This window comes from Brevundimonas sp. GW821-FHT12C05 (assembly GCF_058807475.1).
In genome coordinates, this window is the sequence record NZ_JBXAQS010000001.1 from 682284 (window position 1) to 708876 (window position 26593).

A 26593-nucleotide genomic window follows, 5' to 3' on the forward strand; every position below is an offset into this window, starting at 1 on the left:
GCATGTTGAAGAAGACCCAACTCCTTCTCCTGCTGACCCTCTCGGCCTGTAGCGGCTCGCCGTTCGACATCGAGGTCTCGGGGCCGCTTGAACGGCCTCGGCTGGCCCTGAAGCAGACCGCCGGCGTGTTTCGATCCGATCCGTGCGTCTATCGGCTCCTGATCACGCGCGCCGAACCCGGCGATCCATTCTTCCTGACGCCGGGAGCTCCGGTGGTCTGGTCGGTGGAAAACCCGGACCGCTGCACGCGCTTGCGTGAGCTGACCTACGGTCGGGCTCCGGCGGGCCTGCGGACCACGACGCAGGCCGTTCCCCTGCAGGAGGGGGTGCGCTACCAGATCTGGGGCGAGGCTTCGGGCAGCCGGCGCGGAAGCGCAGTGGTGATCTTCGAGCACGGCGTCTGGCGGCTGACCTCGAACAGATAGCCTTGGAGCGAACGATGGCGTCTGAACCCAAGACCCGCCCCACCGACGTCCCCGTCGCCGACTTCATCGCCGCCGTCGAAAACCCGCGCCGCCGGGCCGACGCCGAGGTGGTGCAGGCGCTGATGGCCGAGGCGTCGGGCGAGCCCGCCGTGATGTGGGGACCGTCGATCGTCGGCTACGGCAGCTATCGCGGGGCGACCGGCGACTGGCCGATCATCGGCTTCTCGCCGCGCAAGGCGAACCTGGTCCTCTATGTCGCGCGCGACTTCGACGGGGTGGACGACGTCTTGGCGCGGCTGGGCAAGCACAAGGCCAGCGTGGGTTGCCTGTATGTGAACCGGCTGGATGATCTGGACCCGGCGGTGCTGCGCGAACTGGTGCAGCGGTCGGTGGCGTGGACGCGGGCGAAACCGCCCGGCGCCGGGGGCTGCTGACAAGCCTCTATCGCGCGCCTGCGGGCGGCGCTAACACGCGCCCGTGAACACGCCTGCTCAACCCGCCAACGTCGCCCACCACCGCTTTGAGGCGCTGGATTCCCTGCGCGGGGTCTGCGCCATCCTGGTCGTCATGTTCCACATGCCGGTGGCCAGCCATTGGCGCGACTGGGGCCTGATCCAGCACGGCTATCTGTTCGTCGACTACTTCTTCGTCCTGTCGGGCTTCGTCATCGCCCACGCCTATGCCGCGCGGCTGAAGACGCCGCGGGACGCCGGGCGGTTCATGGTGCGGCGGCTGGGCCGGGTCTGGCCCCTGCACGTCCTGATGCTGGCGGCCTTCATCGGGCTGGAGCTGCTGCGACTGTGGACCCATTTCGACAGCGTGACCCCGTTCGCGCGCGACCGCTCGGTGGAGTCGATCTTCACCAACCTGCTGCTGATCCAGGCCTACAACCTGCACGGCTTCCTGACCTGGAACGGTCCGGCCTGGACGCTGAGCGTCGAGGTCGGCTGCTATGTCGTCTTCGCCGCCCTGGTGCTGGCCGTCCCGCGCGGCTGGCGCTGGGTCGGGGCGGTGCTGGCGGTGATCGGCGGGATCATGGTGCTGACCCTGGCCCCGCGCTGGATGAACACCACCCACGACCTGGCCTTCCCGCGGGCGGTCTACGGCTTCTTCCTGGGGTGCCTGCTGCAAGGCGTCTGGACCCGCATCCCGCGCCTGAAGGGCGCGGCGGCGACGGCGCTGGAGATCGCGACCGTGCTGGCCATCTGCGCCTTCGTCGGCTTCGCCACGGGGCCGGTGACGGTGCTGGTGACCCTGTTGTTCGTATTCGGCGTCTGGGTCTTCGCGGGGGAGGACGGCGCCCTGTCGCGCCTGCTCGATGCGAAGCCGCTGGTCACCCTCGGGCGGTGGTCCTTCGCGATCTACATGGTGCACATGTTCGTGCTGGTGGTGACCCTGATCATCGGCCGCAAGCTGCACTGGCAGCCGGGCGGACGACGCATCGACTTCGGCTCGCCGTGGCTGAACGACCTGTTCGCCATCGCCCTGTTCGCCCTGATCGTAGCCCTGGCCGTGCTGGCGCACCGGCTCGTGGAAGCGCCGGCCCAGCGGCTGATCGATCGCTGGACCAAGCCGAAGGCGGCCTGAGCCGTCCTCAGGCGGCCATGCGGAAGTCGGCGGCGGGATCGAAAACCGGGCGGGCTTCGTCCCACAGGGCGTCCTCGTCGGCGTAGCGGGCCGACAGGCGGGCGTCGATCACGTCGATCACCTGTTCTTCCAGACGATCCCAGATGACGGCCAGGCCGGCTTCGGCCTCGCACGGAACGATGAGGTAGCGGCTGGCTGCGATCTGGGCGGCGGGGGCGAAGGCGCGGGCCATTGGGAAACTCCGTGAAGCGGTGTCGCTGTCGATGATTGTGTTGTAAGACAGCGTTGCGTCATTTTTGGACGTATGGTTTCTGGCGCTCATGAGATTCGACAAGGCGGCCCTCGTTCTGGACCTCGCGCGGCGGATGGCGGCCAGCGCCGAAGGCCTGACGCTTGAGGACATGATGCGCGAAACCGACAGCGCTCGGCGGACCGCCGAGCGGCTTCGCGACGCGGTGCTGGTCCTGTTCCCGCAGACCGAGGAGGTCTCCGACCCGCCCTACAAGCGCTGGCGCATCCGCGGCGGCCTGTCGGCCTTCGAACAGGCCCCGACGGCGGAGGAGCTGGTCGAACTGAGCAAGGCGGCGCAAGGGCTGCGCGCCACCGGCGAACCGTCCCGGGCCAACTCGCTGGAGGGGCTGGAAAGAAAGCTGAAGTCGGCGGTGCGCTCCACCACCCTGAACCGGCTGGCCCCGGATCTCGAGGCGCTGGTGCGGGCCGAAACCCTAGCCGTGCAGGCGGGGCCGCGGGCCTCGGCCGACGAGGTGGTGCTGGCCGAGGTGCGGCGGGCCGTGCTGGCCGGCCAGCCCCTGGGCTTCATTTACAGCCGCCCGGGCGCCGAGGCGCGTCGCCGCGTCATGACCCCCTGCGGCCTGATGTTCGGCCGCGCCAACTATCTGGTCGCCGCCGAGCCGGACGGCGGCGCCATCAAGACCTTCCGCCTGGACCGGATGAGCGCGGTCAAGGCCGAGCCGGGCGTCGCAACGCCCCCCGCCGACTTCGACCTGCAGGTCTTCGCCGGCCAGTCCTTCGGCATCTATCAGGACGCGATCGAGGACGTGGTGCTGAAGATCACGCCGGAAGGGGCGGTGGAGGCGCGAGGTTGGCGCTGGCACCCGACCCAGGACGTCGAGGACCAGCCGGACGGCTCGGTCGTGGTGCGCTTCCGCGCCTCGGGCATGCGCGAACTGGCCTGGCACCTGTTCACCTGGGGCGAGCAGGTGGAGATCATCCAGCCCGCTCGTCTGAAGGCGGTGATGGCCGGGGAACTGGCCTCGGCCCAGCGCGCCCTTTCACGGTCGCAAGCGTGACCAAACCGTAAGCTGACGCTTGCCGCGGCGACGGGGCAGGGTGGGCTCGAACGGGGAGTACGGAATGCGTCTGACCACCATGGCCGCCATCGCGGCGCTGACCCTCGGCTCGACCGCTTGCGCAACCGCCGGCGGCGCCCCCGGGTCAGCTGTCGCCGAGACCGCCGCGCCACAAGTGACCGTGACTCGCGACGGCGACCGCTGGACCGCCGACTACGTCCTTCCGTCAGACGCCCCGGTCTGGGCCTTCATCCGCTCAGCGCTGGATATCGACGGACACGGGTCCTGGCGGCCCGTCCAATGGACCATCGAGACCCCGGGCGTGGTCATGGAGCGTCAGGGCCATCTCGACATCCTGCGCGCCGCCAACGGCGGTCCCGTGCCGCGCCGCATCCGGATCGCGATGCGTCCGGCGTCGCAGAACCTGCAGGCCGACTACAACCCCGCCATCGTGTTCACCGACGGCTCGGCGGCGCTCTACAGCGGCCATTTCGACGTTTTCCCCCTGGCTTCGGTCGAGGCGGCGCGCGCCCTGCCGGAGGACCTCAACGAGGCCGAGTTCGAAAGCGAGGACGCCGTCATCCGCTGGCGCGACAAGGCCGGGCCGGTGCTGATCAACGGCGAACGGCGAGCCGAGGCGACCTCCAGCGGTCAGGGGCTCTATGTCCTGTTCGGCCAGATGGCGCTGGCCGACAGCCCCCGCCTGGCCACCGTCATCGATCCGCAGCTCCCCGGCTGGATCAGCACCGAGATCGCCGGCTTCGCGCCCCGCATGGCTGAATACTACGCCCGGCGTCTGGGACCGGGTCAGACGGACAAGCCCACCATCATGGTCGGCTGGGACGGCCCGACGCCCGGCATGACCAGCATGGGCGGCAGCGTCCTGCCCGGCCTGATCATCATGGCCTTCCAGGGCACGGGCGTCGTGGAGCCGTCCAAGCTGATGAGCGACCGCGCCCGCTGGTTCATCGGCCATGAGAGCGCGCATTTCTGGCTGGGCCAGACCGTGCGCTACGAGGCGCGGCGCGACGCCTGGATCATGGAGGGCGGCGCGGACCTGAGCGCCATTCGCGCCTCCGCCGCCCTCGATCCGACCTTCGACACCATGCGAGAGCTTCAGAAGGAGGTCGATGACTGCGCCCGTCTCGCCGACGAGCCCGTCGTCTCGGCCGCCCAGCGGGGCGAGCATCGCGCCAACTACGCCTGCGGGGCCGTGTTCGCGATCGCCGCCGAGGGCGCGCAGAAGCGGGCGACCGGCGGCGACTGGTTCGACTTTCTCAAGCCCCTGATCGACGCCAACCGCGAGGACGGCGTCCTGACGCGGGAAGAGTGGCTGGAGGCCCTGCTGCAGGTCTCCGGCGACCCGGACATCCGGCGCGAGATCGACGCCCTGCTGGATACCGGCGCGCCCGACCCCTCGGTCCTGATCGCCCGCCTGTTCGACCGGACGGGCGTGGCCTACCGGATGGAGGCCGGGCGGATCGTCCTGCTTTAGTAGCGGGCCCTGACGGTGACGCCGATCGTGCGCTCATCGCCCGGATTGCCGATGACGAGGCCCGAGTTGCCGGTCTGGACGCTGACGAACTGGAGGTACTCCTCATCCAGGGCGTTCTTGACGAAGACCGACGCCTCCCAGCCGTTGTCGGACCGGAAGCCGGCGCGCAGGTTCAGCAGGCCGTAGCCCTCGATCTCGGTGTAGCGGGATACGGCGGCGTCGGAGTTGTAGGTCGAGCGATAGCTGGCGTCGGCGCCGACGAAGACCTCGCCCGACAGGCCCAGGACCGAGCCGGGTCCATGCAGTTCGCCGCCGAACGCCAGCGCCCAGGGCGAGACGCCGGGCAGTTCCTTGCCGCTGAGATCGCAGGCGGCGGTGGAGGCCCCGATCAGTTCCAGCGGGCAGGGCCCGTTCTTGAACGACGTGTACTCCCCGTCGGTCCAGGCCACATTGGCGTAGAGGTCGAGGAATTCGTTGGGATGGGCGGTCAGGTCCAACTCCACGCCCCGGATCTCGACCTTCTCGACATTGGCCAGATAGCCGCGCAGTGCGCCGGGGCCGGCGTCGACGACATTGGCCTGAAAGTCCGTGATGTCGGTGTAGTAGGCGGCGAGGTTCGCGGTCAGGCGGCGGTCGAAGGCCTGGGTCTTCAGGCCGAGCTCCCAGGTGGTGACCTCCTCGGGCCGGACCTCGGCGGCGGTCAGGGCGGGCAGGCCGGCGGCCGTGGTCGGCAGGCCGGACATGTTGATGCCGCCCGACTTGAAGCCTTTCGCGTAGCTGAAATAGGGCAGGATGTCGGGCGTGACCTCGTAGGAGATCGCCAGCTGACCCGACCAGCTGCCTTCCGAAATCTCGGCCGAATAGTTCTGCGGGCGCTGGATGCCGAGGCGCCGGGAGATCAGGGTAGGGTCGGTCGTCACCAGTCCGCCATAGACCGACAGATCATAGACGCCGGACTTGTCTTCCCGGGTGTAGCGCAGGCCGGGCGTGATCCTGAGCCGGTCGTTGACGTTCCAGGTCAGCTGGCCGAAGGCGGCGTAGCTGGTGGTCTCGATCGCGGAGACGTTGATCGCGGTGTAGCCGTCCAGCAAGGCGGCCGGGGTCCCGGCGGCCAGCAGCCAGTAGGAGGCGTCGCTGCCGTACTGGGTGATGCCGTTGGTCGTGACGGTCTGGTTGAAATAGTAGAGGCCCCCGACCCAGTCGATCGTGTTCTCGCCGACCGAAGACAGGCGGAACTCCTGGCTGGTCTGGTCCTGATGAGAGGGGTTGTTTGACTTCCTCAGGATGTCGAGGCCGGTGTAGTCGCGATCGTTCGCGGGCTCCCAGTCCCACTCGCGATAGGCGCTGATCGAGGTCAGCAGCACATCGCCGAAATCGTAGTCGACGATCACGGACCCGCCCGCCTGCCACTGGTCGGCCTGGATGTCGTCGTCGATATCGACCAGCCGGTCGTAGGGATTGGTGCTGGGGGGCGTGTAGCCGCGGCCGCCGGCGAGCGCCGGATACTGCGACGCGGCGGGCTTCAGGGTCGTGCCGACGCCGACGTACACCTGGGTGCAGCACTCCAGCAGCTGCCGGTTCCAGTCGCCGTAGGCGCGTACGGTCAGCTGCGGCGTCGGCCGCCACAGCAACTGGCCGCGCACGGCGAAACTGTGCTGGTCGTTCTGGTCGCGGCCGGTGCGGACGTTGTGCAGCGTGCCGTCACGTTGGGTCGAGACGATCGACAGGCGTCCAGCCAGGACCTCGTCGATGATGGGGCCCGTGATCGAGGCCTTGGCCTGGACGAAGCCGAGGTTTCCGACCGTGAGCTCGGTCGTGCCGCTGGGCGTGAAGGACGCGTCGCGGGTGGTGATGTTCAGGGCGCCCGCGGTGGTGTTCTTGCCGAACAAGGTGCCCTGGGGGCCGCGCAGGATCTCGATCTGCTCCAGGTCGACGAAGTCGAGCGTCGCGGTGGCCGGCCGGGCGTAATAGACCTGATCGACATAGATGCCGACGCCCTGTTCCAGACCGTCATTGGCCAGGCCGTAGCTGGCCCCGATGCCGCGGATGGTGATGGCGGTGTTGCGCGGGTTGGACGACAGCAGCTGAACACTGGGCGCCTGCTGGGTCAGTTGGCCGATGTTGTAGGTGTTGGTGTCGTCCAGCTGTTGGCCGCCGATGACGGTCAGGGCGATCGGAACCTCCTGGGCGCGTTCCTCGCGCCGGCGGGCCGTGACGACGAGGTCGCCGAGCTGGGCGACGCTGGGGGTCTGGGTCTGTGGCGCGCCGGCGGGGTCCTCCGCATGGACCGCGGTGGCGCCGCAGCCGAGGACGAGCGCCAGCGCGCCGGTTCGCAGCAATCGTTGTTTGGTCATGACTATCCCCAGTCCTGCAGATTAACTGCAAGCTGAGCGATGCGACGATCAGCGCCAAACGGGATTTCCTGTGGTCTGGCGTTAGATTTTCTACGAGGTGACGGTCAGGCCGTCACGAACGGCCACGGGCTGACCGACTTGGACCAGTCGTCCACCGCCGGCGCGCGGTCGACCGGCGGGGCGGCGCGTTCGGCGCAGGGGTGGCGGTGGCACAGGCGGCAGGCGGGGCCGATCGGCGTCACCTCCGGCGCCGCCAGGTCCAGGCCACGGGCATGGATCAGGCGCCGCGCGTGCTTCAGCTCGCAGCCCAGGCCGATGGCCAGATCGTGCCCCTCGGTGAAGGCGTCGCGGCCCTGGCGCTCGACGGTCCGGGCCAGGGTGAACCAGCGCTGGCCGTCCGGCGTCTCGATGATCTGGGTGACGATCCGGCCCGGCGTGCGGAAGGCCGAATGCAGCCGCCAGCGCGGGCAGGCCCCGCCGAAGCGCGAGAAGGGGAAGGCGCCGGAGGCGAAGCGCTTGGAGATATTGCCCGCCTGATCGACCCGCATCAGGAAGAAGGGCACGCCCCGCGCGGACGGGCGGGACAGGGTGGTCAGCCGATGCGCCACCTGTTCGAAGCTGACCCCGAAGCGCGCCTCCAGTCGGGCGATATCGTAGCCGTTGGCCTCCGCCGCCGCGTGGAAGGCCGCGTAGGGCATCAGGATGGCGGCGGCCAGGGTGCTGGTCAGGGCGACCTTCAGCACCCGGCGCGTGGCCTCGTCGGGCATGTCGGCGGACGCCGCCAGCGCGGTCAGCTCGGCGTCGTGCTCGGCCAGGGCCAGCTGGAAGGCGACGGCGAAGGCGCGTGAAGACGGCCCCAGCGTCTCGGACAGGTGCAGACGCTTGCGGTGCGGGTCGTAGCGGCGTGTCCACTCCACCATCACATCGTCGGGCAGGGTGCGCACGGTCAGGCCATGGCGCGTCATCAGCCGCGCGCGGGCGCGGGTCTCGAAGGTCTCGCCGGGGGTGTCGGCCTCCAGCGCGGCGGCCAGCGCCTCGCCCAGGGCATCCAGGTCGGGGAAGTGGTTCTGGCGCGCCTGCACATAGTCGCGCACCCGGTCGGCGGGAGTCTCGTCGCCGCCGCCGATGTCGGCCTCGGCCCGGTCGCGGGCGCGGCGGTCGCTGAAGGCGCGGTACAGGCGCAGCACGGCGTCGGCCACGGCGGGCTGGTCCTCGGCCAGCTGGACGATCTCGTGCCGGGGCACGGCCAGTCCGTTGAAGACCGGGTCGGCGAAGGCCTCGGACAGGGTCGCCTCCGACGCCGGGCCGCCGGACTGGCCCAGCGCCCGCAGGTCCACGTCATAGGTCTCGGCCAGGCGCAGCAGCAGTTGGGCGGAGACGGGGCGCTGGTTGCGTTCGATATGGTTCAGATAGCTGGGCGACACGCCCAGATCGCCGGCCATGGCCGTCTGGGTCAGGCCCAGATCCCGCCGCAGCCGTTTGAGGCGGCCGCCCAGGAACAGCTTGCGGTCGGCGGTGTCCATGGCTGTACGATGTCACAAAATGACTTAAGAACAAGTGTCATATCGTGACTCAATGACGCGATATGTCTGCCTTTGGATGTATCGTTTGTGACTGGCGCGTGTTCCTTTGCCCGTGACCCGCCGCGCATCGACGGCCCACTGGACAGAGACCGACCATGACCACCTTCGCCGATCTGGTTCCTTCGCCCTCCGGCCGCTTCGACGGCATCGAGCGCCCCTATACGCCGGAGGACGTCCTGCGCCTGCGCGGCTCGGTGCCGATCACCCATACCCTGGCCGAGCGCGGCGCCAATCGCCTGTGGGAGCTGCTGCACACCGAGCCCTTCATCAACGCCCTGGGCGCCGTCACCGGCAACCAGGCGATGCAGATGGTCCGTGCGGGCCTGAAGGCCATCTATCTGTCGGGCTGGCAGGTCGCCGCTGACGCCAACACCGCCGGGGCCATGTATCCGGACCAGTCGCTGTACCCGGCCAACGCCGCGCCGGAGCTCTGCCGCCGCATCAACCGCACCCTGCAGCGCGCCGACCAGATCGAGCACGCCGAGGGCGGCGCCAAGCGCGACTGGTTCGTGCCGATCGTCGCCGACGCCGAGGCCGGCTTCGGCGGGCCGCTGAACAGCTTCGAGATCATGAAGGCCTTCATCGAGGCGGGCGCCGCAGGCGTCCACTTTGAGGACCAGCTGGCGTCCGAGAAGAAGTGCGGCCACCTGGGCGGCAAGGTCCTGATCCCGACCCAGGCGCATGAGCGCAACCTGGTCGCCGCCCGCCTGGCCGCCGACGTCATGGGCACGCCCACGATCACGGTCGCCCGCACCGACGCCGAGAGCGCCCAGCTGATCACCTCGGACATCGACGAGCGCGACCAACCCTTCATCGACCGCGACAACCGCACGCCCGAGGGCTTCTTCCGCCTGAAGGAGGGCACGGGGCTGGATCACTGCATCGCGCGCGGGCTCAGCTACGCCAAGATCGCCGATGTGCTGTGGTGGGAGACCTCCCACCCCGATCTGGATGACGCCAAGCGTTTCGCCGAGGCGATCCAGAAGGAGCATCCGAACAAGCTGATGGCCTACAACTGCTCGCCCTCCTTCAACTGGAAGGCCAAGCTGGACGACGCCACCATCGCCAAGTTCCAGCGTGAGCTGGGAGCGATGGGCTACAAGTTCCAGTTCGTGACCCTGGCGGGCTTCCACAGCCTGAACAACGGCATGTTCGAACTGGCCGACGGCTACCGCGACCGCGGCATGGCCGCCTATTCCGAGCTGCAGCAGCGCGAGTTCGCCAACGAAGCCCGCGGCTACACCGCCACTCGCCACCAGCGCGAGGTCGGCACCGGCTACTTCGACCAGGTGGCCACCGTCATCTCGAACGGCCAGTCGTCGACCACGGCGCTGAAGGACTCCACCGAAACCGCGCAGTTCGTCGCGGCCGAATAACCAGGAGAGACCCCATGGAACCGCTGAAAACCACCTCGGCCATCATCGACTTCTGCCTGGCCCCGCTGACTCTGGACACCCAGAGCGAGGCCGAGCGCGAGGTTCGGCGTCGACTGGAGCACGTGCTCAAGACGTTCCGGTCCAAGATCGCCCAGCCGGTCGCCGTCGACTTCTCGACGATGCCGTCGCAGGTGATCAACGAAGCCGCTCACGGCTACGAATAAGCCTCGGGCGAAAGCGCGGTCGCCGTCTGGGATCAGGCGGCGATCGCGGCCTGGGCGGCGCGGGGCAGGGAGATGACCAGCTCCATCAGCTCGCCGGCGTCGAAGGGCTTGGCCAGGTGCCGGTCCGCGCCGGCGGCTTCCGCCGAGGCGATATGCTCGGGCAGGGCGTTGGCGGTCAGCATGATCACCGGCGTGCGCGGCAGACCCATCGCGGCCTCGTGCAGGCGGATCTCGCGGGTCGCGGTCAGCCCGTCCATGACCGGCATCTGCATGTCCATCAGGATCAGGTCGTAGTCGCCGTCCCGCACCGCGTTAAGCGCCAGGGAGCCGTCCTCGACCGAAGTCAGGTCGATCTCGGCCTGGGCCAGGATCATCTCCACGACCTTGCGGTTCACCGGGTGGTCGTCGGCCAGCAGCACGCGCAGGCGGCGGTCATCGCCGGCGGCCAGGGCCGAGCCCGGGGTCGCGACCGTGGCGGGCGCTTCGGCCTTGCGCATTGGAATGGTCAGCATGAAGGACGATCCGCCGCCGGGCTCGCTCTCGCAGTCCAGCTCGCCGCCCATCATTTCGGCCAGCTGGCGCGAGATGGCCAGGCCCAGACCCGAACCGCCGAATTTGCGGGTGATGGCCCCGTCGGCCTGCTCGAAGCGGCTGAACAGGCGGGTGCGGGTCTCGCTGTCGAAGCCGATGCCCGTGTCCTCGATCGAGAACCGCAGCGTCGGTTGGCCGGCGCGCATGGGGCCGGGCGCGGCGGTCAGGCAGACGAAACCCTCGCCCGTGAACTTGACCGAGTTGGAGACCAGGTTGGTCAGGATCTGCTTGAGGCGCACCACGTCGCCGGCGACCCAGCAATCGACCTCGGGGGCGATCTCGACGAAGAACTGCAGACCCTTCTCGCGGGCCGAGGTCTCGTACAGCTGGGCGGCTTCGCGCACGGCGCGGCCCAGGTCGAAGGCTTCCTCGGACAGCTCCAACCGGCCGGATTCCACGCGGGCCAGGTCAAGGATGTCGCTCAACAGGACCTGCAGCGTCTGGCCCGACGACTGGATCAGGTCCAGCATCTCGCGCTGCTGGGCTGACAGGTCGGTGTTGGCCAGCGCCTGGGCCACGCCGATGACGCCGTTCAGAGGCGTGCGGATCTCGTGGCTCATGTTGGCCAGGAACTGGCTCTTGGCGCCGTTGGCCTGTTCGGCCGTGTCGCGGGCGTCCGACAGGGCGCGGGCGTCGCGCTTCAGCTCGGTGATGTCGGTGCAGATGGTGACGGTCCCGCCCGCCACGGTGCGGCGGTCGGAGACCCGCAGCCAATGGTCGCCCGAGATGTGCTGCTCCATCGTCGTCGACAGGGCCGCGCGGGTGGCCATCCGTTCGGCGATCCACTCGTCCTCGCGGCCGAGAGCGTTGGCATAGAGGCCTTCGTCCAGGCCGATCTGGACGATCTCGCGGAAGGTCATCCCCTTTTGCAGCGTCGTCGACAGGCCGGGGTTCACCTCGGCGTAGCGGGTGTTCCACAGCACCAGCCGGTCATGGGCGTCATAGAAGGCCAGGCCGTCGGGCATGGCTTCAATGGCCTGGCGCAGTTGCCCCAGGGCGCTGGCCCGCGACAGCCACCACATCCAGACGGCGGCGCCGGCGATGGCCGCGATGCCCAGCACCATGGCGGCGATGACGCTGATCATGACCCCGCCGGACAGCGACCAGGCGGCGTTCTCGACCGCGAGCAGCGGCTCCAGGGTCATGGCGCTCATGGAGCCGAAATGCAGGACGACGACCGAGATCGCGCCGCAGAGGCCGGCGGCGAAACGTCTCCAGGAGGAGCGCCCGGGCAGGAAGGCGGCGCTGCCGGCGGCCAGGGCGATGGCGGCGGCGATGGAGACGCCCACCAGGTCCGGACTCCATAGGATCAGGCCGGGCAGCTGCATCGCGGCGACGCCGAGGAAGTGCATGGCGGCGACGCCGGACATCGCGAGCGCGGCGCCGAGCGCCCGGTAGACGGGGCCGGGCCGGTGCAGGGCGACCGTGCAGGCCAGGCCGATGCTGGCGAAAGCCATGAAGAAGGAGCTGATGGTGGACCAGACGGCGTAGCGAACCTCGCCGCCCGCATCATAGCCCTGCATCGCCAGGAAGTGGGTCGAGAAGACCGCCAGGCCGCCGGTGAACGCCGCCAGCAGCATTGTGTTGCGGCGGCGTGGACCGACCGCTTCGCGGGCACGGCCCAGCAGCTGATACGCCGTGCCCACGCCGAAGACGCAGATCAGACCGGCGGCCAGCGTCCAGCGCCAGTCATGCTGGAAGGCGATGCAGTAGAGTATGCGGTCCAAGACGCTCCCTTTCGGTCAGGGACTATCCTGGAAAGGGGTGAAGAAAGCGTGGGCATATGTACGCTGAACGACCCTCAGGTCGGGGCGGACACCGTCATTTGGAACGTCTGGCCCATGACCTTGACCGGATTGACCTGACGGTCGCCGCGGCGGACCTCGAAATGCAGGTGCGGGCCGGTCGAGCGGCCGGTCGAGCCGACCAGGCCGATGCGCTGGCCTGGAGCCACCACGTCGCCGCTGGCGACGTCGATCCGGCTCAGGTGGCCGTACAGGCTGCTCATGCCGTTGGGGTGCTGGACCTCGATGAAGCGGCCGTAGCCGCCGGCGTCATAGCCGGTGCGCAGGACGCGGCCCTCGGCGGCGACGCTGACGCCGGTGCCGGTCGGGGCGGCGATGTCGACGCCCTCATGGCGGCGGGCCTGCTGGCCTGGGAGACGGCGCATGCCGAAGGCCGAGTTGACGGCGAAACCGCGCAGGGGCTCGTCGAAGGCGATGACGCGGGTGATCGGGCCGGCGGGGCTCGCCACGGCGGTGACGGGCGGGGCCTCGGGCACGGCGAAGGTCTCGTCCGACGCCGGCGCCGGGGTCAGGGGCGCGGCGGCCATGGCGAGGACGGCCACGGCGCCGAGGGCGGCGGCCTGACCGGAATGGAGAAGGAACGACCGGGCGGTCGGCAACAGGCGTCGCATGGGCGGCGTCGGCTCCGTCTTCGGCTCGGATGAGCGGGGAGAAGGGCGCAGCGGCGCGCCACATCCGCGGCGCGGCCGGGCGTCTGCGCCTCGGGAAGACGGACAGATAGGGAGGGCGGCGGGCGACTTTGGGGCGCCGGGGGGCGGCAGGTCGTCGCAGGCTTGCAACGAAAAGGGCGCGCAGCCTTCGCCGCGCGCCCTTCTGTCGGTCGGTGGAGAGCCTACTGCAGCGAGATGCGGTAGGTCAGCGCGCCCACATGGCTGTCAGCGTGGTCGCCGAAGCGGCCGCGGTAGCCGAAGGTCAGCTTGCCCGGACCCACGTTGGCCTCGACGCCGGCCGAAGCCAGCATCGAGCCGCCGAAGGGATCCTCGACCTCACGCTCCAGGATCTGGGCGGGGTTGCCCAAGATGCCGACGCGCACGCCGTCGCTGTTGTCGCCGAACGAGTCGCGGTAGCCGCCCTCGATGTAGAAGCCCAGGCCCTCGCCGCCGCCTTCGGCGCGCAGCGAGATCTCGGCCGCGGCGGCCTGAACGGTGCGGTCCTGATAGGCGTACTGGGCCGCGACGCCCTGTTCGTTATAGGCGTTCACATCGGTCGAACCCCAGCTGACGGCCGCGCGGGGCGACAGGGCGATGCCGCCCATGTCGAACCACAGGCCGCCCTGCAGGCGGGCGCCCACGCTGCCGCCGTTGGTCTCGCCCGTATGGACGATCGGCGCCAGCGAGGTCTGGCGGGTGATGTCGTCGTAGTTGTCGATCGATCCGCCCGCGGCCGCGCCGAGGAACATGTTGCCCGATCGCCAGCCGGCCCAGACGTCGAAGGCGTAGGTCTCGACATCGAAGGCCATCGCGCCGGCCTTGACGTCGGCGGTCCGGAAGGTTCCGGCGAGGCCGAAGCGCAGACTGTCGGACGCCACGTGATCCAGGGCGACGCGGCCGCCCCAGCCGGTGGCTTTCGACGAGGCCACGGAGCCGCGGGCGTCCGCCTCGACGCTGTCTGCGACGACGCCGAAGGACATGTGTGTGCCTGGCTCCCATGCGCCGCGGCCGGCGAAGGCCTCGGTGGACAGGTCCAGCAGGTCCTCCCGCTGACGGAAGGCGGTCTCGGCTTGCACGGCGGCCTGGGCGCCGATGTCGCCGTAGTAGAGGTAGTCGTTCGCCAGCCGGGCGATCAGGCGGTGGCCGGCGGCGGTGGGGTGGACGCCGTCCCAGTACAGGTACTCGTTCGGATTGGCGCACACCGTCACGCCGTTGAGGCAACGGGCGGTCACGTTCGTCAGGCCGAAAAGGCCCGGGTTGGCGGCCAGCGGATCGCTGATCTTGTAGAGGTCCATCAGGATGATGTTGGTGTTCGGCTGCGCGGCGGCTGTCGCCATCAGGCGGCTTAGCAGGGCGCTGTTGAACGTGGTCCCGGAATAGTCGGCCAGCGCCGATCCGGCCGGCCCGACCAGCGGGTTGGAGGCTGAGAACTGCGGCGTGATGCCGAGGCGCGGCAGGTTGGTGACCAGGATGGTCCCGGCGCCCGCCGTGGCGATGCTGTTGACGATGAAGTTGATGTCGGTGGCGGCGGCGTTGGCGACGGCCTGCATGGCGCCGGTCGGATTGGCCGAGACGGCGGCGCCGGGGAAGGCGTCGAAGATATTGTTGGCGCCGCCCAGGACGCTGACCAGATCATTGCGCCCGAAGGTGCCGCCGGCGCCGGTGTAGGCCAACAGCTGGTTGCGCATGCCCGGGGGCGAGGCGGCGGAATCGGTGCGGGCGCCGCCGAAGGCGTAGTTGACGCTGCCGGTCACAGGGGCTCCGGCGGTGAAACGCCCCGCGTTGAAGCCCAGCAGTTCGGTGAACACCGGCCCGTTCGAGAACCGGCCCTGATAGTAGGGCGGCGACAGGGGGTTAGTCCCGCCGGTTACGGCGTACAGGTTGCCGTTGTCGCTCAGGCTGTCGCCGAAGACGACGAGGCGGTTGTAGGTCTGGGCGTTGGCCGCCGAGGCCGCACCCATGGCGGCGACCGCCAACGCGGCCACGGCCGCGCTACGCAGGAAACGAGACATTGGTTTTCCTCCCTCGACCGTCAGTACGCGGTCGTTATGCGGCACTCTGCGCCCGTTTTCCGGGTAAGCAAGATGCCGTTGGGGAAGCTTTTCAGTAGAGCATTCTGAAGCGCAGCGTCCCGGCCACACCCCGCAGGGTTTGCACCGCGTCCGGATCGTAGTCGCGGTCGACATCGGTGATGACGTAGCCGGTGCGTTCGTCCGTCTTCAGGTGTTGTCCGAGGATGTTCAGCCCGGCCTCGGCGACGGCGCGGTTAAGCTCGGCCAGGACGCCGGGCTGGTTGCGGTGGATGTGCAGGATGCGGTGGGCGCCCGAGACCTCGGCCAGCTGCACGTTCGGCAGGTTGACGCAGAAGGTGGTGTCGCCCCGGTTCAGATAGGCCAGCAGGCGTTCGGCGGCGAACTCGCCGATGGCCTCCTGGGCCTCTTCGGTGGAGCCGCCGATGTGGGGCGTCAGGATGACGTTCTTCAGGCCGCGCAGGGGACTGTCGAACGGATCCGCGTTGGTGGCGGGTTCTTCCGGAAAGACATCCACGGCCGCGCCGCCGACACGGCCCGAGCCGAGCGCCTGGGCCAGGGCGCCGACATCGACGATGTGGCCGCGCGACAGGTTCAGCAGCAGGGCGCCGGGCTTCATCTTCGCGAACTGGGCCGGGCCCATGACATCGGCGTTGTCGGCGCGCCCATCGACGTGAAGACTGACCACGTCGCTGTCGGCCAGCAGGGCGTCCAGCGAGGGTATCCGCCGGGCGTTGCCCAGCGCCAGCCGTTCGGTCAGGTCGTGGAAGATGACCCGCATACCCAGCCCTTCGGCCAGCACCGACAGCTGGCTGCCGATGGCGCCGTAGCCGACGATGCCCAGGGTCTTGCCGCGCAACTCGCGCGAGCCGGTGGCGGACTTGTTCCATTCGCCCCGGTGCATGGCGGCGGACTTATCCGGCACGTCGCGCATCAGGGTGATCATGACGCCGACGGCCAGTTCCACGACCGAGCGGGTGTTGGAGTAGGGAGCGTTGAACACCGCCACCCCGTGATCCGAGGCGGCGGCCAGGTCGATCTGGTTGGTGCCGATGCAGAAGGCGGCGACGGCCATCAGCCGGTCGGCGGCGGCCAGGACCCGCTCCGTGACCTGGGTCTTGGAGCGGATGCCGAGCACATGGACGCCCTTGATGCGCGCGATCAGCTCATCCTCGCCCAGAGCGCCCTTGACCGTCTCGACGGTGTAGCCGGCGTCCTCCAGCCGCGCGACGGCGGCGGGGTGGATGGTCTCCAGCAGCAGGATGCGCATGCGGCTGCGCGGATAGGACCAGCGGCCGGTCAGGCCTTCGGCGTGCAGCAGCTCATCCATCGAGGCGACCTCGGCGTCGGCGGCGGCCACGACGGTCGGGCGGCGGACGATCTCGGTATAGGCGTAGAAGCGGTCGGCGGCGCCGGCCTGTTTGACCTCGGCGTCGGTCCAGCCGTCGCCGACCATGACCACGGGGGCGGGCAGGTTCAGCGCGTTGATCACCAAGGGCTTTCCACCCGCGTGCGACAGGGGATTGGCGTCGTCGACGCCAATGACGCGGCCTTCGGCGTCATAGGTCAGGTCGTTGCACAGCACCCGCTCCGGTGCGACGCCCAGCCGTTCGGCGATGGGGGCGATGATCTCGCGGAAGCCGCCCGACAGGATGAAGATGCGCTCGGCGGCGCCCCGGAAGAAGGCCAGGTTCTTGCGCACCGAGGGCGTGCCCTCGTCGAGAATCCGGTCGGCCAGAGCCTGCACATGGGCGCGGGTCAGGGGCAGCAGGGCCAAGCGACGGCGCAGGGCCTCGCCGAAGGGCAGCTCTCCCGCCATGGCCTGATCGGTCAGGCGGGCGATCTCGGCGCGGACGGCGGCGGCGTCGGGCGCGCCTTCAAGCGCGATGTCGGCCAGGACCTCGAGCGTCTCCACGCGCACGAGGGTCGAATCGAAGTCGAAAACATAGGTCGCGTCAGCCATGCCGAGACCTTGGCGCACCTTCGCAGTTGCAGCAACGGGCCTTCTGTCAGGCTGGCCGCCCGTTTTGACGCCGCCGCGCCGCCCGCCGAGCCCTCAGGGCAGGAAGCCGCCGAACATGGACCGGGGCGCCCCCAGATGATCCAGCTCCATGTCGATCAGGCGCACCCGCTCGGACAGGGGGTGCGTCTCGCCGATCGAGGCGCCTCGCAGGATGAGGGCCTGAAACTGTTCGGTGAGGGTCCGGCGCTCGGCCTTCAACGCTTCAATCCGTTCGGCTTGGTCGGTCATGAGCAAAGCCTAGGCCGAACGCATTGCGAGCGCCAAGCCGAAACGACAACCGAAGATGGATGGCGCCGTCAGAACCTGCCGATGTTGCGCAGGCGGCTGTCGGGACGGCGGGCGTCCAGGGCGGCGGCGCCGATGGCGGCGGCGATGGTGGCCAGGGCGATTAGGGCGCCGCCTTCCTTGGCGTGGGTCTTGGCGTAGTCGCCCGCATCCTCGGCGTAGCGACGGGCGGCGCGGCCGTGCTTCTTGAGCGCCTTGCGCGAGGACTTCTGCGTCTGCTTGAGCCAACGGCCGCCCCGGTCGCGGGCGTCGTCGGTGAGATCGTGGGCGCGGTCTCCGGCTTCGGTCACGCCGCGGCGCACGCTTTCGGCCAGGTCCTCGAACCGGCCGCGCAGGCCGTCAGCGTCGACCCAGCCGCGTGGATTGAGACGACCGCGCAGGCTTTCGTACCGCGTCGGGCCGGTGCGCTGGTTCAGCAAAAGGGTGGCGAGGCCGACGCCGGCCAGCACCGCCACGACGCCGGCGGCGATGCCGGGATGTTTGCGAACTTCGGCGAGGGCGGAGAACTGGCGAACCATCGGATAGTGAACCTCTTCATCGAGGCCGTCTTCGGTCGGGTCGTAGAGCCCGTCGTCGTCCGGCGCATAGGCGGAACCCCTGTCCCGCATGAAGGAAGGAGCGAACCGGGCGAGAAGAGGTTCCGCGACGCCGGGCAAGGCGTTGTAAAGACTGGCGATCAGACGCCCGCCTCCGCCCACGGTGATCTCGCGGATCGGGTGGACGGCGCAGTACAGCACCGTGTCGGCGGCGACGTGGGTCGCATAGACCGGCTGGGGATTGTGGACGGCGTAGCCGGTGAGGTTCCGCGCATGCCGGCTGTAGGGCGTGTCCAGCGCGGCCGGCTTGACCAGCGACAGGCTGATCGGGGACTGGTCGCGCATGATCTCCATGCGCAGGGCGTTGGTGAAGCCCTTCACCGCATGTTTGGAGGCCGAATAGACGCCCTGCACCGGCATGGGGGCGTCGGACAGGATGGAGCCGACATTGATGATGGCCCCGCCCCAGGGCCGCGTGCGCAGCCGTTCAGCGGCCACCAGCGATCCGTTGACCACGCCCCAGTAGTTGGTCTCGAACAGCCGCCGCTGATCCTCCAGCGTGGTCTCGCGGATCGGGCCGAAGATGGAGACGCCCGCATTGTTCACCCAGGTGTCGAAGCCGCCGAACAGGCGCTGGCACTTGTCCGCGGCCTCGGACAGGGCGTCGAAATCGGCCACGTCGGCGATGGCCCAGGCGGCGCGGGCGCCGGTGGCCTGAAGCTCTTCGCACAGGGCGCGCAGATCCTTCTCACCGCGCGCGATCAGGAAGACGTTGGCCCCCGCCTTCGCCGCCCGCCGCGCCACCGCCAGCCCGATTCCCGAGGTGGCGCCGGTGATGACGATCGCCTGCTTGTTCAAGGGCTTGAGGTGCGCTTTGGTCATGAAACCGCCGGCTGAGGTTGAGCATGGACTATACCGCCTGACGCCGGGGAGGGGAGGGGGCCTTATCATCGCCCTTCAGGCCCCCTATCTAGCCGCCTTCGCATTCCTGACCGAGGACCGCCCGTGACCGATCACGCGCACACCCATACCGCGCCTTCCGACGACCTGGCCGCCGCCTTCCAGATCGAGGGCTGGCCCGTGCGCGGCCGTCTGGTGCGCCTTGGCGAGACCATCGACGCCATCCTGTCGGCCCATGCCTATCCGGAGCCCGTCGCGGCTCTGCTGGGCGAGGCGTGCGCGCTGGCGGCCCTGATCGGCTCCAGCCTGAAGTTCGAGGGCCGCCTGATCGTGCAGGCGCAGGGCAACGGTCCGGTGCGCTACGTCGTGGCCGACTATGGCACCGACGGCCACCTGCGCGGCTACTGCCGGTTTGACGCCGACGAGGTGGCGGCCGCGTCGCAGGGCTTCGCCCGTCCCGGCGCCCGGACGCTGCTGGGCGAAGGCGTCTTCGTCATGACGCTGGACCGTGGCCCCGATTTCGAGCGCACGCAGGGCATCACTCCGATCGAGGGGGAGAGCCTGTCGCTGGCCGCCGAACACTATTTCCAGCAGTCGGAGCAGATCCCGACCAAGGTCCGGCTGGCCGTCGGCTCGGTCGAAACCGCCCAAGGCTCGCAATGGCGCGCCGGCGGGGCGCTGATCCAGCTGATCGCGGCGGACGACGCGCGCGGGTCGACCGAGGAGGCGTGGGACCGTTCGCGGGCCCTGTTCCAGACCCTGGCCGACGACGAGCTGATCGATCCGACCATCACGCCGGAAGTGCTGCTGTTCCGCCTGTTCCACGAGGACGGCGTGCGGCTGGAGGACGCCCGCGCGCTGTCGGCGCAGTGCCGCTGCTCGAAGGACCGGATCGGCGCCGTGCTGGCCTCGTTCAGCCCGCAGGAGCGGGCCGACATGGTCGAGGACGACGGCAAGATCCGCGTGACGTGCGAATACTGCGCGACGGTCTACGAACTGGCGCCGGAAGAGATCGCGGCGGCCGACTGAGCCGCCGGCGGCGAGGCGGTGGTCGGGCCCACCGCCAGCACGCCGTCATAGGCCCCGTCCTCGACCGGGCCGAGGATGATCCCGCGCGCGTCGGCGGCGGCGTCGTGGCGGCCACTGCGGGTCTGGACGCCGCAGGTCGGCTGACAGCTCCAGCTCTCGCCGCCCTGTTGGGCGACGTGCAAGGTGAAGGTGTCCGAGGCGTGCAGATGACCGGCGGCGGGGACGCCGATGTCGGGCGCGAAGGAATAACCCTTCTTGCGGGCGTGAAGGTCCCCGACGAAGACCACGACCCGGGCGTCAGGACGGGCCACGAGGGCGCGGCTCATGCCGTAGGCCATCTCAAGTTCCCACCACGCCTGGTCGCGGCCCGGGATCCTCGACTCCACCGCCATGAAGGGGTGGATCGCCACGTCGTACCCGGCCGCCTTCAGCCGCCAGAAGCCCACCATCATGTCCAGCATCGCCACGCTGTTGCGGCCGTCGGTGCTGCGGGGATTGCCGAAGTCGCCGTACAGGAAGGTCTCGCGCGCGGCCTCCTCGGTCGGCGCGGCAAGCGCGTTCCTGAACAGGGATCGCTCGGTCTCGGGCATCTCCAGCGCGATGGTCACGGGGCCCTGTTTCGCGGCCTCGCAGACGATGCCGAGGAAGGCCGCCGGTATCTCCACCGTGCCGTGCCAGTCGCCGACGACGAGGATGCGTTCGGGGCGGGCCAGCAGGGCCGCCGTATTGGCGGGCGCGGCGCAAGCGGGCTGGGCCGACAGCAGGGCGGCGGCGAATAGCGAGATCATGGAAGCCCCCGGTGACACGCACCCCCGACCGGTGCGTGTCCCGACGCTCGTCAGTCAATATGGCGACGCTGTGGCCCGAGGGCTCAGACCAGCAGGGAAATGCTGTTGGCGAAGTTGTGCAGGACGACGGGGAGCAGGAGGCTGCCCGTCTTCTCGCGTAGCCAGACCAGCAACAGGGCCGGGCCGCCGGTCAGGAGCATGGTCATGGCGTCGAAGGTGAAGCCGCCGTCGCTGTAACCCAGGGCGTGGGCCAGGCCGAAGGCGACGGAGGAGATCAGCGCGCCCCAGCCCATGGGGGCGCCGAGGATGCGGATCGGACCACGGAAGGCCTCGTTCAGCATCAGCAGCAGGACGCCCCGATAGAAGAGCTCCTCGTCCAGGCCGGGCATGGTCAGTTGGAAGGCGAGGGTGTCGGCGTTGGTCCCCTGCCCGGGGAAATACAGGGCCAGGCCGAGGAAGACGGCGACCAGCGCCGCCGAGAGGGCGAGGGCGCCGGGCAGGCCCTTGCGGTCCTGCTTCAGCGTCAGGCCGACCCGGAGACGCCCGAGGGCCAGGGCGACCGCTAGCGACAGGGCCAGCGCCATCGCCTTGCCCTCCCAGTTCCAGTCGGATGGCCAGAAGTGCAGGGGAATATGGCCGTAGCCGCGTGTCAGCAGGGCGTCATAGGCGGCCATCAGCAGCAGGGCGGCGGCGAACCAGCCCCACTTCACCTTGCCGCGCAGGAACAGGGCCGCGACCAGCCCCAGGGCCGCCGTCGCGCCGATCCATCCCGCCAACGCCATGATCGCATCCGGCATCTCGCCCTCCGTCCCTGTTCCCGACAGGAGGCTGCGAAGCCGCGCCATGGATGCAGGCGGGGAGGTGAAATCGCGATCAGCCGCCGGTCAGGACCGGGCCTGCGCGCCCATTTCCTCGGACACGGCTTCGGAGACGGTGCGGCGCTGCATGCGGAAGTCGCCGGACCAGCTGCCGGGGATGGTCCAGCGGCCCGAAACCGCGTTCCCGTCCGCCGAGATCTCGCCGTCGTAGAGGATCACATGGTCGCGGTCGCGGCCGTCCGGCGTCTTGGTGAAGGTCAGGCGCAGGCCGTCATGGCGGCCCTCGAGCACGGCCCGGACGTCCGGGCCGTCGGCGAACAGCAGATCAGGCTCGACCGTCTTGCCGATCACCGTCCCGGCCGCGTCCGTCAGCTCGGCCGTGAAGGGCGTCGCGGGCATGTTGTCATTGGCGTTCCAGGCCGGGTCGTGGGGGTAGAAATAGACCCCCGTCCACCGGCCCGTCAGGTCGACGACCCCGGCCATCAGTAGGCCAGGGCGATGCCGTCCTTGCGCATCTCCGTGGCCGCGCCATAGGTCCAGCGACCGCCGGGGTTCTGCTGCATGACCACGTTCTGATAACCGCCGAAGCCGCCGTTGGGGCCGCGCAGGACCCAGCCCATGGCCTCCAGTTGGGCCTTGGACGCCGCCGGGACGCCGGTCTCCAGATACAGCAGGCCCACGCCCTCGGCCGGTTCGCCGGTGGGTTCGGACGAGCCCTCGTGTTGCCACCGCGGAGCATCCCCTGCCTCCTGCGGGTCGAGGTCGTAGTCGACCATGTTGATGATGATCTGGGCCTGGCCCTGAGGCTGCATGCCGCCGCCCATGACCCCCATGGCCATCCACGGCTGGCCGTCCTTGACCGCGAAGCCGGGGATGATGGTGTGGAAGGGCCGCTTGCCCGGGGCGTAGACGTTCGGATGGCCGTCGGTCAGGGCGAACAGTTCGCCCCGATCCTGGAACATGAAGCCCAGGGTGTTTCCGGCGCCGTCGTCGGACACCAGGCCCGAGCCCATGCCGCGGTAGTTGGACTGGATCCAGCTGACCATCATGCCGTCCTTGTCGGCGACGCTGAAATAGGTGGTGTCGCCCTGGGTCGGCGCATCGCCGGGGAAGACGCGGTCCATGACCCGGTCGGGCCGGATCAGGGCGGCGCGCTGGCGGGCGTACTCCTTGGAGTTCAGCCACTCGACGGGCGTGCGGCTGAAGCGGTCGTCGGCGAACCACTTGGCCCGGTCCTCGAAGGCCAGGCGCTTGGCCTCCGCCTGGTGGTGGATCGAGGCGGCGGACTGGAAGCCCATGCTCCGCAGGTCGAACTGTTCGCAGACATTGAGGATCTGGTTGGTCGACAGGCCCTGGGTGTTGGGGCCCAGGCCGTAGACCTGGACGCCGCGATAGTCGGTGCGGATCGGTTCGACCCATTCAGTGCGGTGGGCGGCCAGGTCGGCGCGGGTCATCCAGCCGCCGATGCGGCGGAAATAGGCGGCGATCGCATCGGCGATGGGGCCGTCATAGAAGGCGTCGCGGCCGTGCTCGGCGATCAGGCGCAGGGTGCGGCCGAGGTCGGGATTGGCGAACATCTGGCCGACCTTGGGGGTCGCGCCGCCGGGCGCGTAGACCTTCTTACGGTTGTCGTTCTCCTCGATGATCGAGGCCGAGCGGTCGAAACCGGCCATGTTGCGCTCGAGGTAGTAGGCGATGACCTGCGGCATCGGCACGCCCTCCTCGCACAGCTCGGCGACGGGCAGCAGGACGTCCTTCCACGGCAGCTTGCCGTAGCGCTGGTGGGCGCTCCACCAGGCGTCGACCGTGCCGGGGACGTTGACCGTCACCGCGCCGTAGGAGGGGAGGTGGCCGTCGGCCTTGGCCTTGGAGCGGGCGGTCTCCAGCGACAGGCCGCGGGGGCTGTTCCCCGAGCTGTTGAAGCCGACGACCTTGCGCTGGGCCGGGTCCCACAGCATGCAGAAGGCGTCGCCGCCGATGCCGTTGGCCACGGGTTCCAGGAAGCCGAGCGCCGCGTTGATGGCGATGGCCGCGTCGATGGCCGAGCCGCCGCGCCGCAGGGTGTCGATGCCGATCAGGGTGGCGCGCGGATGGGCCGTGGCGGCGGCGCCGTTGGCCCCCCAGACCGTCGAGCGGCCGACGAATTTGGGTCCGGTGATGCGGTCGCCGATGCCGATGCCGGCGTAGGGATCGGGGCGCGGCGCGGGCCGGGGCGGGGCGCCGGCGGCCGGGGCGGCCTGGGCTTGCGGCGTCTGCGCGTGGGCGATCCCGCTCCCCGCCAACAACGCCCCGGCGGGCAGGGAGGACAGGAAGGTGCGGCGACGCATCGGCAGACTCCACGAAATGTGCGGGGGACCCTAGCGGGTCTAACGCGACTGTGAAGCCTGTCCGTCGGTCCGCCCCGCCGATCGTCGCCGCCCGGTTTTGAAGTCCGGACGAATGGGCTCAGAAGGAGCGGTCGCCCTCTCGCTTGCCGGATTTCGCCATGTCCGATCCTCATGACTACAGCCGCAGCTTCGGCGGCGCGGCCCTGGGCGCCCGCCTGCGCCGGGCGTCCGAGCGGCTGGATCGCGACGGGACCCGCGTCTATGCGGCCCAGGACATCCGGTTCGAGCAGCGCTGGTACGGCATCCTTCGTCAGCTGGTCGAACATGGCCGCCCCATGGCGGTGGGCGAGATCGCCGCCATCCTGCGCATCACCCACGCCTCGGTCAGCGAAGCCAGTCGGTCCATGGAGAAGGCCGGCTTCATCGCCTCTTCGCCCTCCGTCGAGGATGGTCGCCGCCGTCTGCTGCATCTCACCGGGAGCGGGCAGGCCCTGGCGACCCGGCTCACCCCGCTGTGGGAGGCCTTCAACGCCGCCGCGCTGGAGCTGAACGACGAGGCCGGGGATCTGGTCCGCCTGCTCGACCGGCTGGACGACGCGCTGGACCGCCGGTCGATGTTCGACCGGATCATGGCCCGGGTCTCGGGGGACGCGTCCGCCGATTGACATATAGGTAGGTGCCTACATATTCTCCGACTGAAGTTGGAGACCGCGAGCCCATGACCGCCAATCGCCGCATCTTCCTGGGCGCAGCCGCCGCCTCAGCCCTGACGGCGTGCGCCGGCGTCCCGGGCGCCTCCGGCGGCCAGGCGGGTCGCGAGACGGTTCTGATCAACGGCAATCTGGTCCTGCCGATCGATCCCGAAAAGCCGCTCGACCAGGAGGCGCGCGATCTGATCCGCGCCTCGGGCCTGACGGCGGCCAAGCTGACCATCGGCGGCTCCGGCAGTCAGTCCCGGGCCGAGACGGCGCAGTCCATCGCCGACATCGACAAGGCCGTGGCCCTGAACCCCGATGTCTATCTGAAGATTCTCGGGACCGCCGATCTGGCGCGCGCCAAGGCGACGGGCCGGCTGGGCGTCATCTATTCGTTCGAGGCCGGTGAGATGCTGGAGGGCGACGTCGACGCGATCGACCCGTTCCGCGCCGCCGGGGTCCTGGTGATGGGGCTCAGCTACAACCGAACGACGCCCTTCGCCTCGGGCACGATGTCGTCGCCGTCCACCGGCCTGACCGCGCTGGGGCGGCAGGCGGTCGAACGCATGAACGCCCGAGGCGTGACGGTCGACGTCAGCCACAGCGACGAGATGTCCAGCCTCGGCGCCGTCGCGGCGTCGCGCAAGCCCGTGCTGATCACCCATGCGGGCTGCGACGCCGTCCACGCCCATCCCCGCAACAAGACCGACCGCCTGATGCGCGCCCTGGCCGACCGCGGCGGCGTGATGGGGATCTATGAGCTCAGCTATCTGACGACGGCCCCGGCCCAGCCGTCGCTCGAGGTCTATTTCGCCCACCTGACCCACGCGCTGGACGTTTGCGGGGAAGACCATGTCGGCATCGGCAGCGACGCCCTGCTGTGGCCGTTCGACACCTCGCCCGAGAGCATGGCGGAGTGGAACGCGAGCCTCGAGCAGCGCAAGGCCTCGGGCGTCGCCGCGCCCGGCGAGGGGCCGCCGCCTTTCGTCACCGGGCTGAACCGGGCCGATCGCTTCACGGTGATCGCGGACGAACTGCGGCGACGGGGTTACGGCGCACGGGTCGTGGACAAGATCCTGGGCGGCAATTTCCAGCGCGTCTTCGAGGATACCTGGACGGGGTGAAGAGGGCGGGGCGGGCCCGCCCCCGGGACGATCAAGCCAGTTCGTCGGCGGAGCTCGCCTGCAGGAGGCGGGCGAAGGCGTTCAGTTCCGCGGCGAGGAAGGTCTCCAGGTCTCCTTCGCGAGAGAACCCCCACCAGATCATGGCGCCCTGCCACTGGTTGGCCATCAGGCGGCCGAGGCTATCCGTTTGGCCGGGATCGGCGGTCAGGCGACGACCGAGGGCCGCGGCCAGCCGCGCGCCCCAGCGGTCGCCGCGCGCCCTCAGCAGCGGATTGCGGAAGTCCTCGCGCAGCAGCAACAGGCCGTCAGCGTGTCGATCGCGATCTCCATGGCCCGACAGGCCGATCAACAAGGCGATCGCGCCCTCCGGCGTGACCGGGGCATCGGCGTCCGCGGCGGCGGTCCGGGCGTCGAGATCGTCCCAGGCGTGGAGCAGGGCCGCCTCCGTCATGCGGTCCTTGCCGCCGAAGCGCTGGACGAGCGTGGCGGGCGCCAGACCGGTGACCTGAGCCACGGCCGCGAAGGTCAGCGCCGCGGGGCCGTGTTCGTGCATCACGGCCAGGGCGGCGTCCAGCAGGCTGGCGTCATTGATCGTGCGGGGCCGCGCCATCAAGGTCTTTCAATATGAACGAACGTTC

At 69.6% G+C, this 26593-nt stretch carries 24 protein-coding genes; 10 read left to right on the forward strand and 14 right to left on the reverse strand.

The window, feature by feature from the left end; translation table 11 throughout:
* Positions 1–2 precede the first annotated feature (2 nt).
* Genes AC1RRF_RS03110 through AC1RRF_RS03120 form a run of 3 tightly spaced genes read left to right on the forward strand, consistent with a single transcriptional unit; the run spans position 3 to position 2012 of the window.
* Positions 3–425 (forward strand): hypothetical protein, encoded by a 423-nt coding sequence (locus AC1RRF_RS03110; protein WP_492832707.1) that lies wholly within the window; start codon positions 3–5, stop codon positions 423–425.
* Between the two features lie 14 nt (positions 426–439).
* Entirely contained in the window at positions 440–859 is a 420-nt protein-coding gene (locus tag AC1RRF_RS03115) for a DUF1801 domain-containing protein (RefSeq protein WP_492832709.1), read from the forward strand.
* A 43-nt stretch (positions 860–902) separates the two neighbouring features.
* The gene (locus AC1RRF_RS03120) at positions 903–2012 is read left to right on the forward strand and encodes an acyltransferase family protein (RefSeq protein WP_492832711.1); all 1110 of its coding nucleotides are present in this window, start codon (positions 903–905) and stop codon (positions 2010–2012) included.
* A gap of 7 nt (positions 2013–2019) precedes the next feature.
* On the opposite strand, the gene AC1RRF_RS03125 is transcribed toward AC1RRF_RS03120, so the two are convergent.
* Positions 2020–2244, reverse strand: coding sequence for a hypothetical protein (locus tag AC1RRF_RS03125; RefSeq protein WP_492832713.1), 225 nt, complete (start codon positions 2242–2244; stop codon positions 2020–2022).
* Positions 2245–2332: 88 nt separating this feature from the next.
* Between AC1RRF_RS03125 and AC1RRF_RS03130 the strand changes: the two genes are divergently transcribed.
* Positions 2333–3322 (forward strand): helix-turn-helix transcriptional regulator, encoded by a 990-nt coding sequence (locus AC1RRF_RS03130; RefSeq protein ID WP_492832715.1) that lies wholly within the window; start codon positions 2333–2335, stop codon positions 3320–3322.
* Between the two features lie 64 nt (positions 3323–3386).
* Positions 3387–4817 carry a hypothetical protein gene (locus tag AC1RRF_RS03135; protein WP_492832717.1) on the forward strand — a complete coding sequence of 477 codons (1431 nt, stop codon included), beginning with the start codon at positions 3387–3389 and terminating at the stop codon, positions 4815–4817.
* Here the strand turns inward: AC1RRF_RS03135 and AC1RRF_RS03140 are convergent.
* A complete protein-coding gene (locus AC1RRF_RS03140; RefSeq protein ID WP_492832719.1) occupies positions 4814–7171 on the reverse strand; it encodes a TonB-dependent receptor in 2358 nt (785 codons plus the stop codon). The genes AC1RRF_RS03135 and AC1RRF_RS03140 overlap by 4 nt on opposite strands.
* A 104-nt stretch (positions 7172–7275) precedes the next feature.
* Entirely contained in the window at positions 7276–8694 is a 1419-nt protein-coding gene (locus AC1RRF_RS03145) for a helix-turn-helix domain-containing protein (RefSeq protein WP_492832721.1), read from the reverse strand.
* 155 nt (positions 8695–8849) lie between these two features.
* On the opposite strand from AC1RRF_RS03145, the gene aceA reads away from it, so the two are divergent.
* Positions 8850–10130: an isocitrate lyase gene (gene aceA, locus AC1RRF_RS03150; protein ID WP_492832723.1), complete on the forward strand. Its 1281-nt coding sequence runs from the start codon at positions 8850–8852 to the stop codon at positions 10128–10130.
* A gap of 14 nt (positions 10131–10144) precedes the next feature.
* Entirely contained in the window at positions 10145–10354 is a 210-nt protein-coding gene (locus AC1RRF_RS03155; RefSeq protein WP_492832725.1) for a hypothetical protein, read from the forward strand.
* Between the two features lie 32 nt (positions 10355–10386).
* On the opposite strand, the gene AC1RRF_RS03160 is transcribed toward AC1RRF_RS03155, so the two are convergent.
* From AC1RRF_RS03160 to AC1RRF_RS03185, 6 genes are all read right to left on the reverse strand, one after another.
* A complete protein-coding gene (locus AC1RRF_RS03160; protein WP_492832727.1) occupies positions 10387–12672 on the reverse strand; it encodes an ATP-binding protein in 2286 nt (761 codons plus the stop codon).
* 74 nt (positions 12673–12746) lie between these two features.
* A complete protein-coding gene (locus AC1RRF_RS03165; RefSeq protein WP_492832729.1) occupies positions 12747–13361 on the reverse strand; it encodes a M23 family metallopeptidase in 615 nt (204 codons plus the stop codon).
* A gap of 221 nt (positions 13362–13582) precedes the next feature.
* On the reverse strand, positions 13583–15412 hold the full coding sequence (locus tag AC1RRF_RS03170) for an autotransporter domain-containing protein (protein ID WP_492832731.1): 1830 nt from the start codon (positions 15410–15412) through the stop codon (positions 13583–13585).
* 91 nt (positions 15413–15503) lie between these two features.
* A complete protein-coding gene (gene serA, locus AC1RRF_RS03175; protein WP_492832733.1) occupies positions 15504–17393 on the reverse strand; it encodes a phosphoglycerate dehydrogenase in 1890 nt (629 codons plus the stop codon).
* A 93-nt stretch (positions 17394–17486) separates the two neighbouring features.
* Complete coding sequence (locus AC1RRF_RS03180) at positions 17487–17681, reverse strand: hypothetical protein (protein WP_492832735.1); 195 nt, start codon at positions 17679–17681, stop codon at positions 17487–17489.
* A 68-nt stretch (positions 17682–17749) separates the two neighbouring features.
* Positions 17750–19156 (reverse strand): SDR family oxidoreductase, encoded by a 1407-nt coding sequence (locus AC1RRF_RS03185; protein ID WP_492832737.1) that lies wholly within the window; start codon positions 19154–19156, stop codon positions 17750–17752.
* A gap of 123 nt (positions 19157–19279) precedes the next feature.
* On the opposite strand from AC1RRF_RS03185, the gene AC1RRF_RS03190 reads away from it, so the two are divergent.
* Positions 19280–20203 (forward strand): Hsp33 family molecular chaperone, encoded by a 924-nt coding sequence (locus AC1RRF_RS03190; RefSeq protein ID WP_492832739.1) that lies wholly within the window; start codon positions 19280–19282, stop codon positions 20201–20203.
* On the opposite strand, the gene AC1RRF_RS03195 is transcribed toward AC1RRF_RS03190, so the two are convergent.
* The 4 genes from AC1RRF_RS03195 to AC1RRF_RS03210 all read right to left on the reverse strand — a co-directional run bounded on the left by AC1RRF_RS03195 (position 20164) and on the right by AC1RRF_RS03210 (position 24136).
* Entirely contained in the window at positions 20164–20991 is an 828-nt protein-coding gene (locus AC1RRF_RS03195) for a hypothetical protein (protein ID WP_492832741.1), read from the reverse strand. The two genes, AC1RRF_RS03190 and AC1RRF_RS03195, sit on opposite strands and share 40 nt — an antisense overlap.
* Before the next feature lie 83 nt (positions 20992–21074).
* Entirely contained in the window at positions 21075–21788 is a 714-nt protein-coding gene (locus AC1RRF_RS03200; protein WP_492832743.1) for a CPBP family intramembrane glutamic endopeptidase, BDIM_20840 family, read from the reverse strand.
* Between the two features lie 87 nt (positions 21789–21875).
* Positions 21876–22292 (reverse strand): hypothetical protein, encoded by a 417-nt coding sequence (locus tag AC1RRF_RS03205; RefSeq protein WP_492832745.1) that lies wholly within the window; start codon positions 22290–22292, stop codon positions 21876–21878.
* Positions 22292–24136, reverse strand: a complete 1845-nt coding sequence (locus AC1RRF_RS03210) for a gamma-glutamyltransferase family protein (protein ID WP_492832747.1) — start codon at positions 24134–24136, stop codon at positions 22292–22294. Before AC1RRF_RS03210 ends, AC1RRF_RS03205 begins: the two co-directional genes overlap by 1 nt.
* A 158-nt stretch (positions 24137–24294) precedes the next feature.
* Here AC1RRF_RS03210 and AC1RRF_RS03215 point away from each other — a divergent pair, with 158 nt between their 5' ends.
* Positions 24295–24801: a MarR family winged helix-turn-helix transcriptional regulator gene (locus AC1RRF_RS03215; RefSeq protein WP_492832749.1), complete on the forward strand. Its 507-nt coding sequence runs from the start codon at positions 24295–24297 to the stop codon at positions 24799–24801.
* Positions 24802–24854: 53 nt separating this feature from the next.
* Entirely contained in the window at positions 24855–25955 is a 1101-nt protein-coding gene (locus AC1RRF_RS03220) for a dipeptidase (protein WP_492832751.1), read from the forward strand.
* Positions 25956–25986: 31 nt separating this feature from the next.
* Here AC1RRF_RS03220 and AC1RRF_RS03225 read toward each other — a convergent pair whose 3' ends face one another.
* Positions 25987–26565 (reverse strand): TetR/AcrR family transcriptional regulator, encoded by a 579-nt coding sequence (locus AC1RRF_RS03225; protein WP_492832753.1) that lies wholly within the window; start codon positions 26563–26565, stop codon positions 25987–25989.
* Positions 26566–26593: the final 28 nt, after the last annotated feature.

Excerpts from the sequence above, each read along its gene's own strand:
- AC1RRF_RS03125 (WP_492832713.1), bottom strand. The coding sequence starts at position 2,244 with ATGGCCCGCGCCTTCGCCCCCGCCGCCCAGATCGCAGCCAGCCGCTAC.
- AC1RRF_RS03145 (WP_492832721.1), bottom strand. The coding sequence starts at position 8,694 with ATGGACACCGCCGACCGCAAGCTGTTCCTGGGCGGCCGCCTCAAACGG.
- AC1RRF_RS03155 (WP_492832725.1), top strand. The coding sequence starts at position 10,145 with ATGGAACCGCTGAAAACCACCTCGGCCATCATCGACTTCTGCCTGGCC.
- AC1RRF_RS03135 (WP_492832717.1), top strand. The coding sequence starts at position 3,387 with ATGCGTCTGACCACCATGGCCGCCATCGCGGCGCTGACCCTCGGCTCG.
- AC1RRF_RS03220 (WP_492832751.1), top strand. The coding sequence starts at position 24,855 with ATGACCGCCAATCGCCGCATCTTCCTGGGCGCAGCCGCCGCCTCAGCC.
- aceA (WP_492832723.1), top strand. The coding sequence starts at position 8,850 with ATGACCACCTTCGCCGATCTGGTTCCTTCGCCCTCCGGCCGCTTCGAC.
- AC1RRF_RS03210 (WP_492832747.1), bottom strand. The coding sequence starts at position 24,136 with ATGCGTCGCCGCACCTTCCTGTCCTCCCTGCCCGCCGGGGCGTTGTTG.
- AC1RRF_RS03195 (WP_492832741.1), bottom strand. The coding sequence starts at position 20,991 with ATGATCTCGCTATTCGCCGCCGCCCTGCTGTCGGCCCAGCCCGCTTGC.
- serA (WP_492832733.1), bottom strand. The coding sequence starts at position 17,393 with ATGGCTGACGCGACCTATGTTTTCGACTTCGATTCGACCCTCGTGCGC.
- AC1RRF_RS03225 (WP_492832753.1), bottom strand. The coding sequence starts at position 26,565 with ATGGCGCGGCCCCGCACGATCAATGACGCCAGCCTGCTGGACGCCGCC.
- AC1RRF_RS03115 (WP_492832709.1), top strand. The coding sequence starts at position 440 with ATGGCGTCTGAACCCAAGACCCGCCCCACCGACGTCCCCGTCGCCGAC.
- AC1RRF_RS03165 (WP_492832729.1), bottom strand. The coding sequence starts at position 13,361 with ATGCGACGCCTGTTGCCGACCGCCCGGTCGTTCCTTCTCCATTCCGGT.
- AC1RRF_RS03140 (WP_492832719.1), bottom strand. The coding sequence starts at position 7,171 with ATGACCAAACAACGATTGCTGCGAACCGGCGCGCTGGCGCTCGTCCTC.
- AC1RRF_RS03200 (WP_492832743.1), bottom strand. The coding sequence starts at position 21,788 with ATGCCGGATGCGATCATGGCGTTGGCGGGATGGATCGGCGCGACGGCG.
- AC1RRF_RS03180 (WP_492832735.1), bottom strand. The coding sequence starts at position 17,681 with ATGACCGACCAAGCCGAACGGATTGAAGCGTTGAAGGCCGAGCGCCGG.
- AC1RRF_RS03205 (WP_492832745.1), bottom strand. The coding sequence starts at position 22,292 with ATGGCCGGGGTCGTCGACCTGACGGGCCGGTGGACGGGGGTCTATTTC.
- AC1RRF_RS03170 (WP_492832731.1), bottom strand. The coding sequence starts at position 15,412 with ATGTCTCGTTTCCTGCGTAGCGCGGCCGTGGCCGCGTTGGCGGTCGCC.
- AC1RRF_RS03130 (WP_492832715.1), top strand. The coding sequence starts at position 2,333 with ATGAGATTCGACAAGGCGGCCCTCGTTCTGGACCTCGCGCGGCGGATG.
- AC1RRF_RS03185 (WP_492832737.1), bottom strand. The coding sequence starts at position 19,156 with ATGACCAAAGCGCACCTCAAGCCCTTGAACAAGCAGGCGATCGTCATC.
- AC1RRF_RS03215 (WP_492832749.1), top strand. The coding sequence starts at position 24,295 with ATGTCCGATCCTCATGACTACAGCCGCAGCTTCGGCGGCGCGGCCCTG.
- AC1RRF_RS03110 (WP_492832707.1), top strand. The coding sequence starts at position 3 with ATGTTGAAGAAGACCCAACTCCTTCTCCTGCTGACCCTCTCGGCCTGT.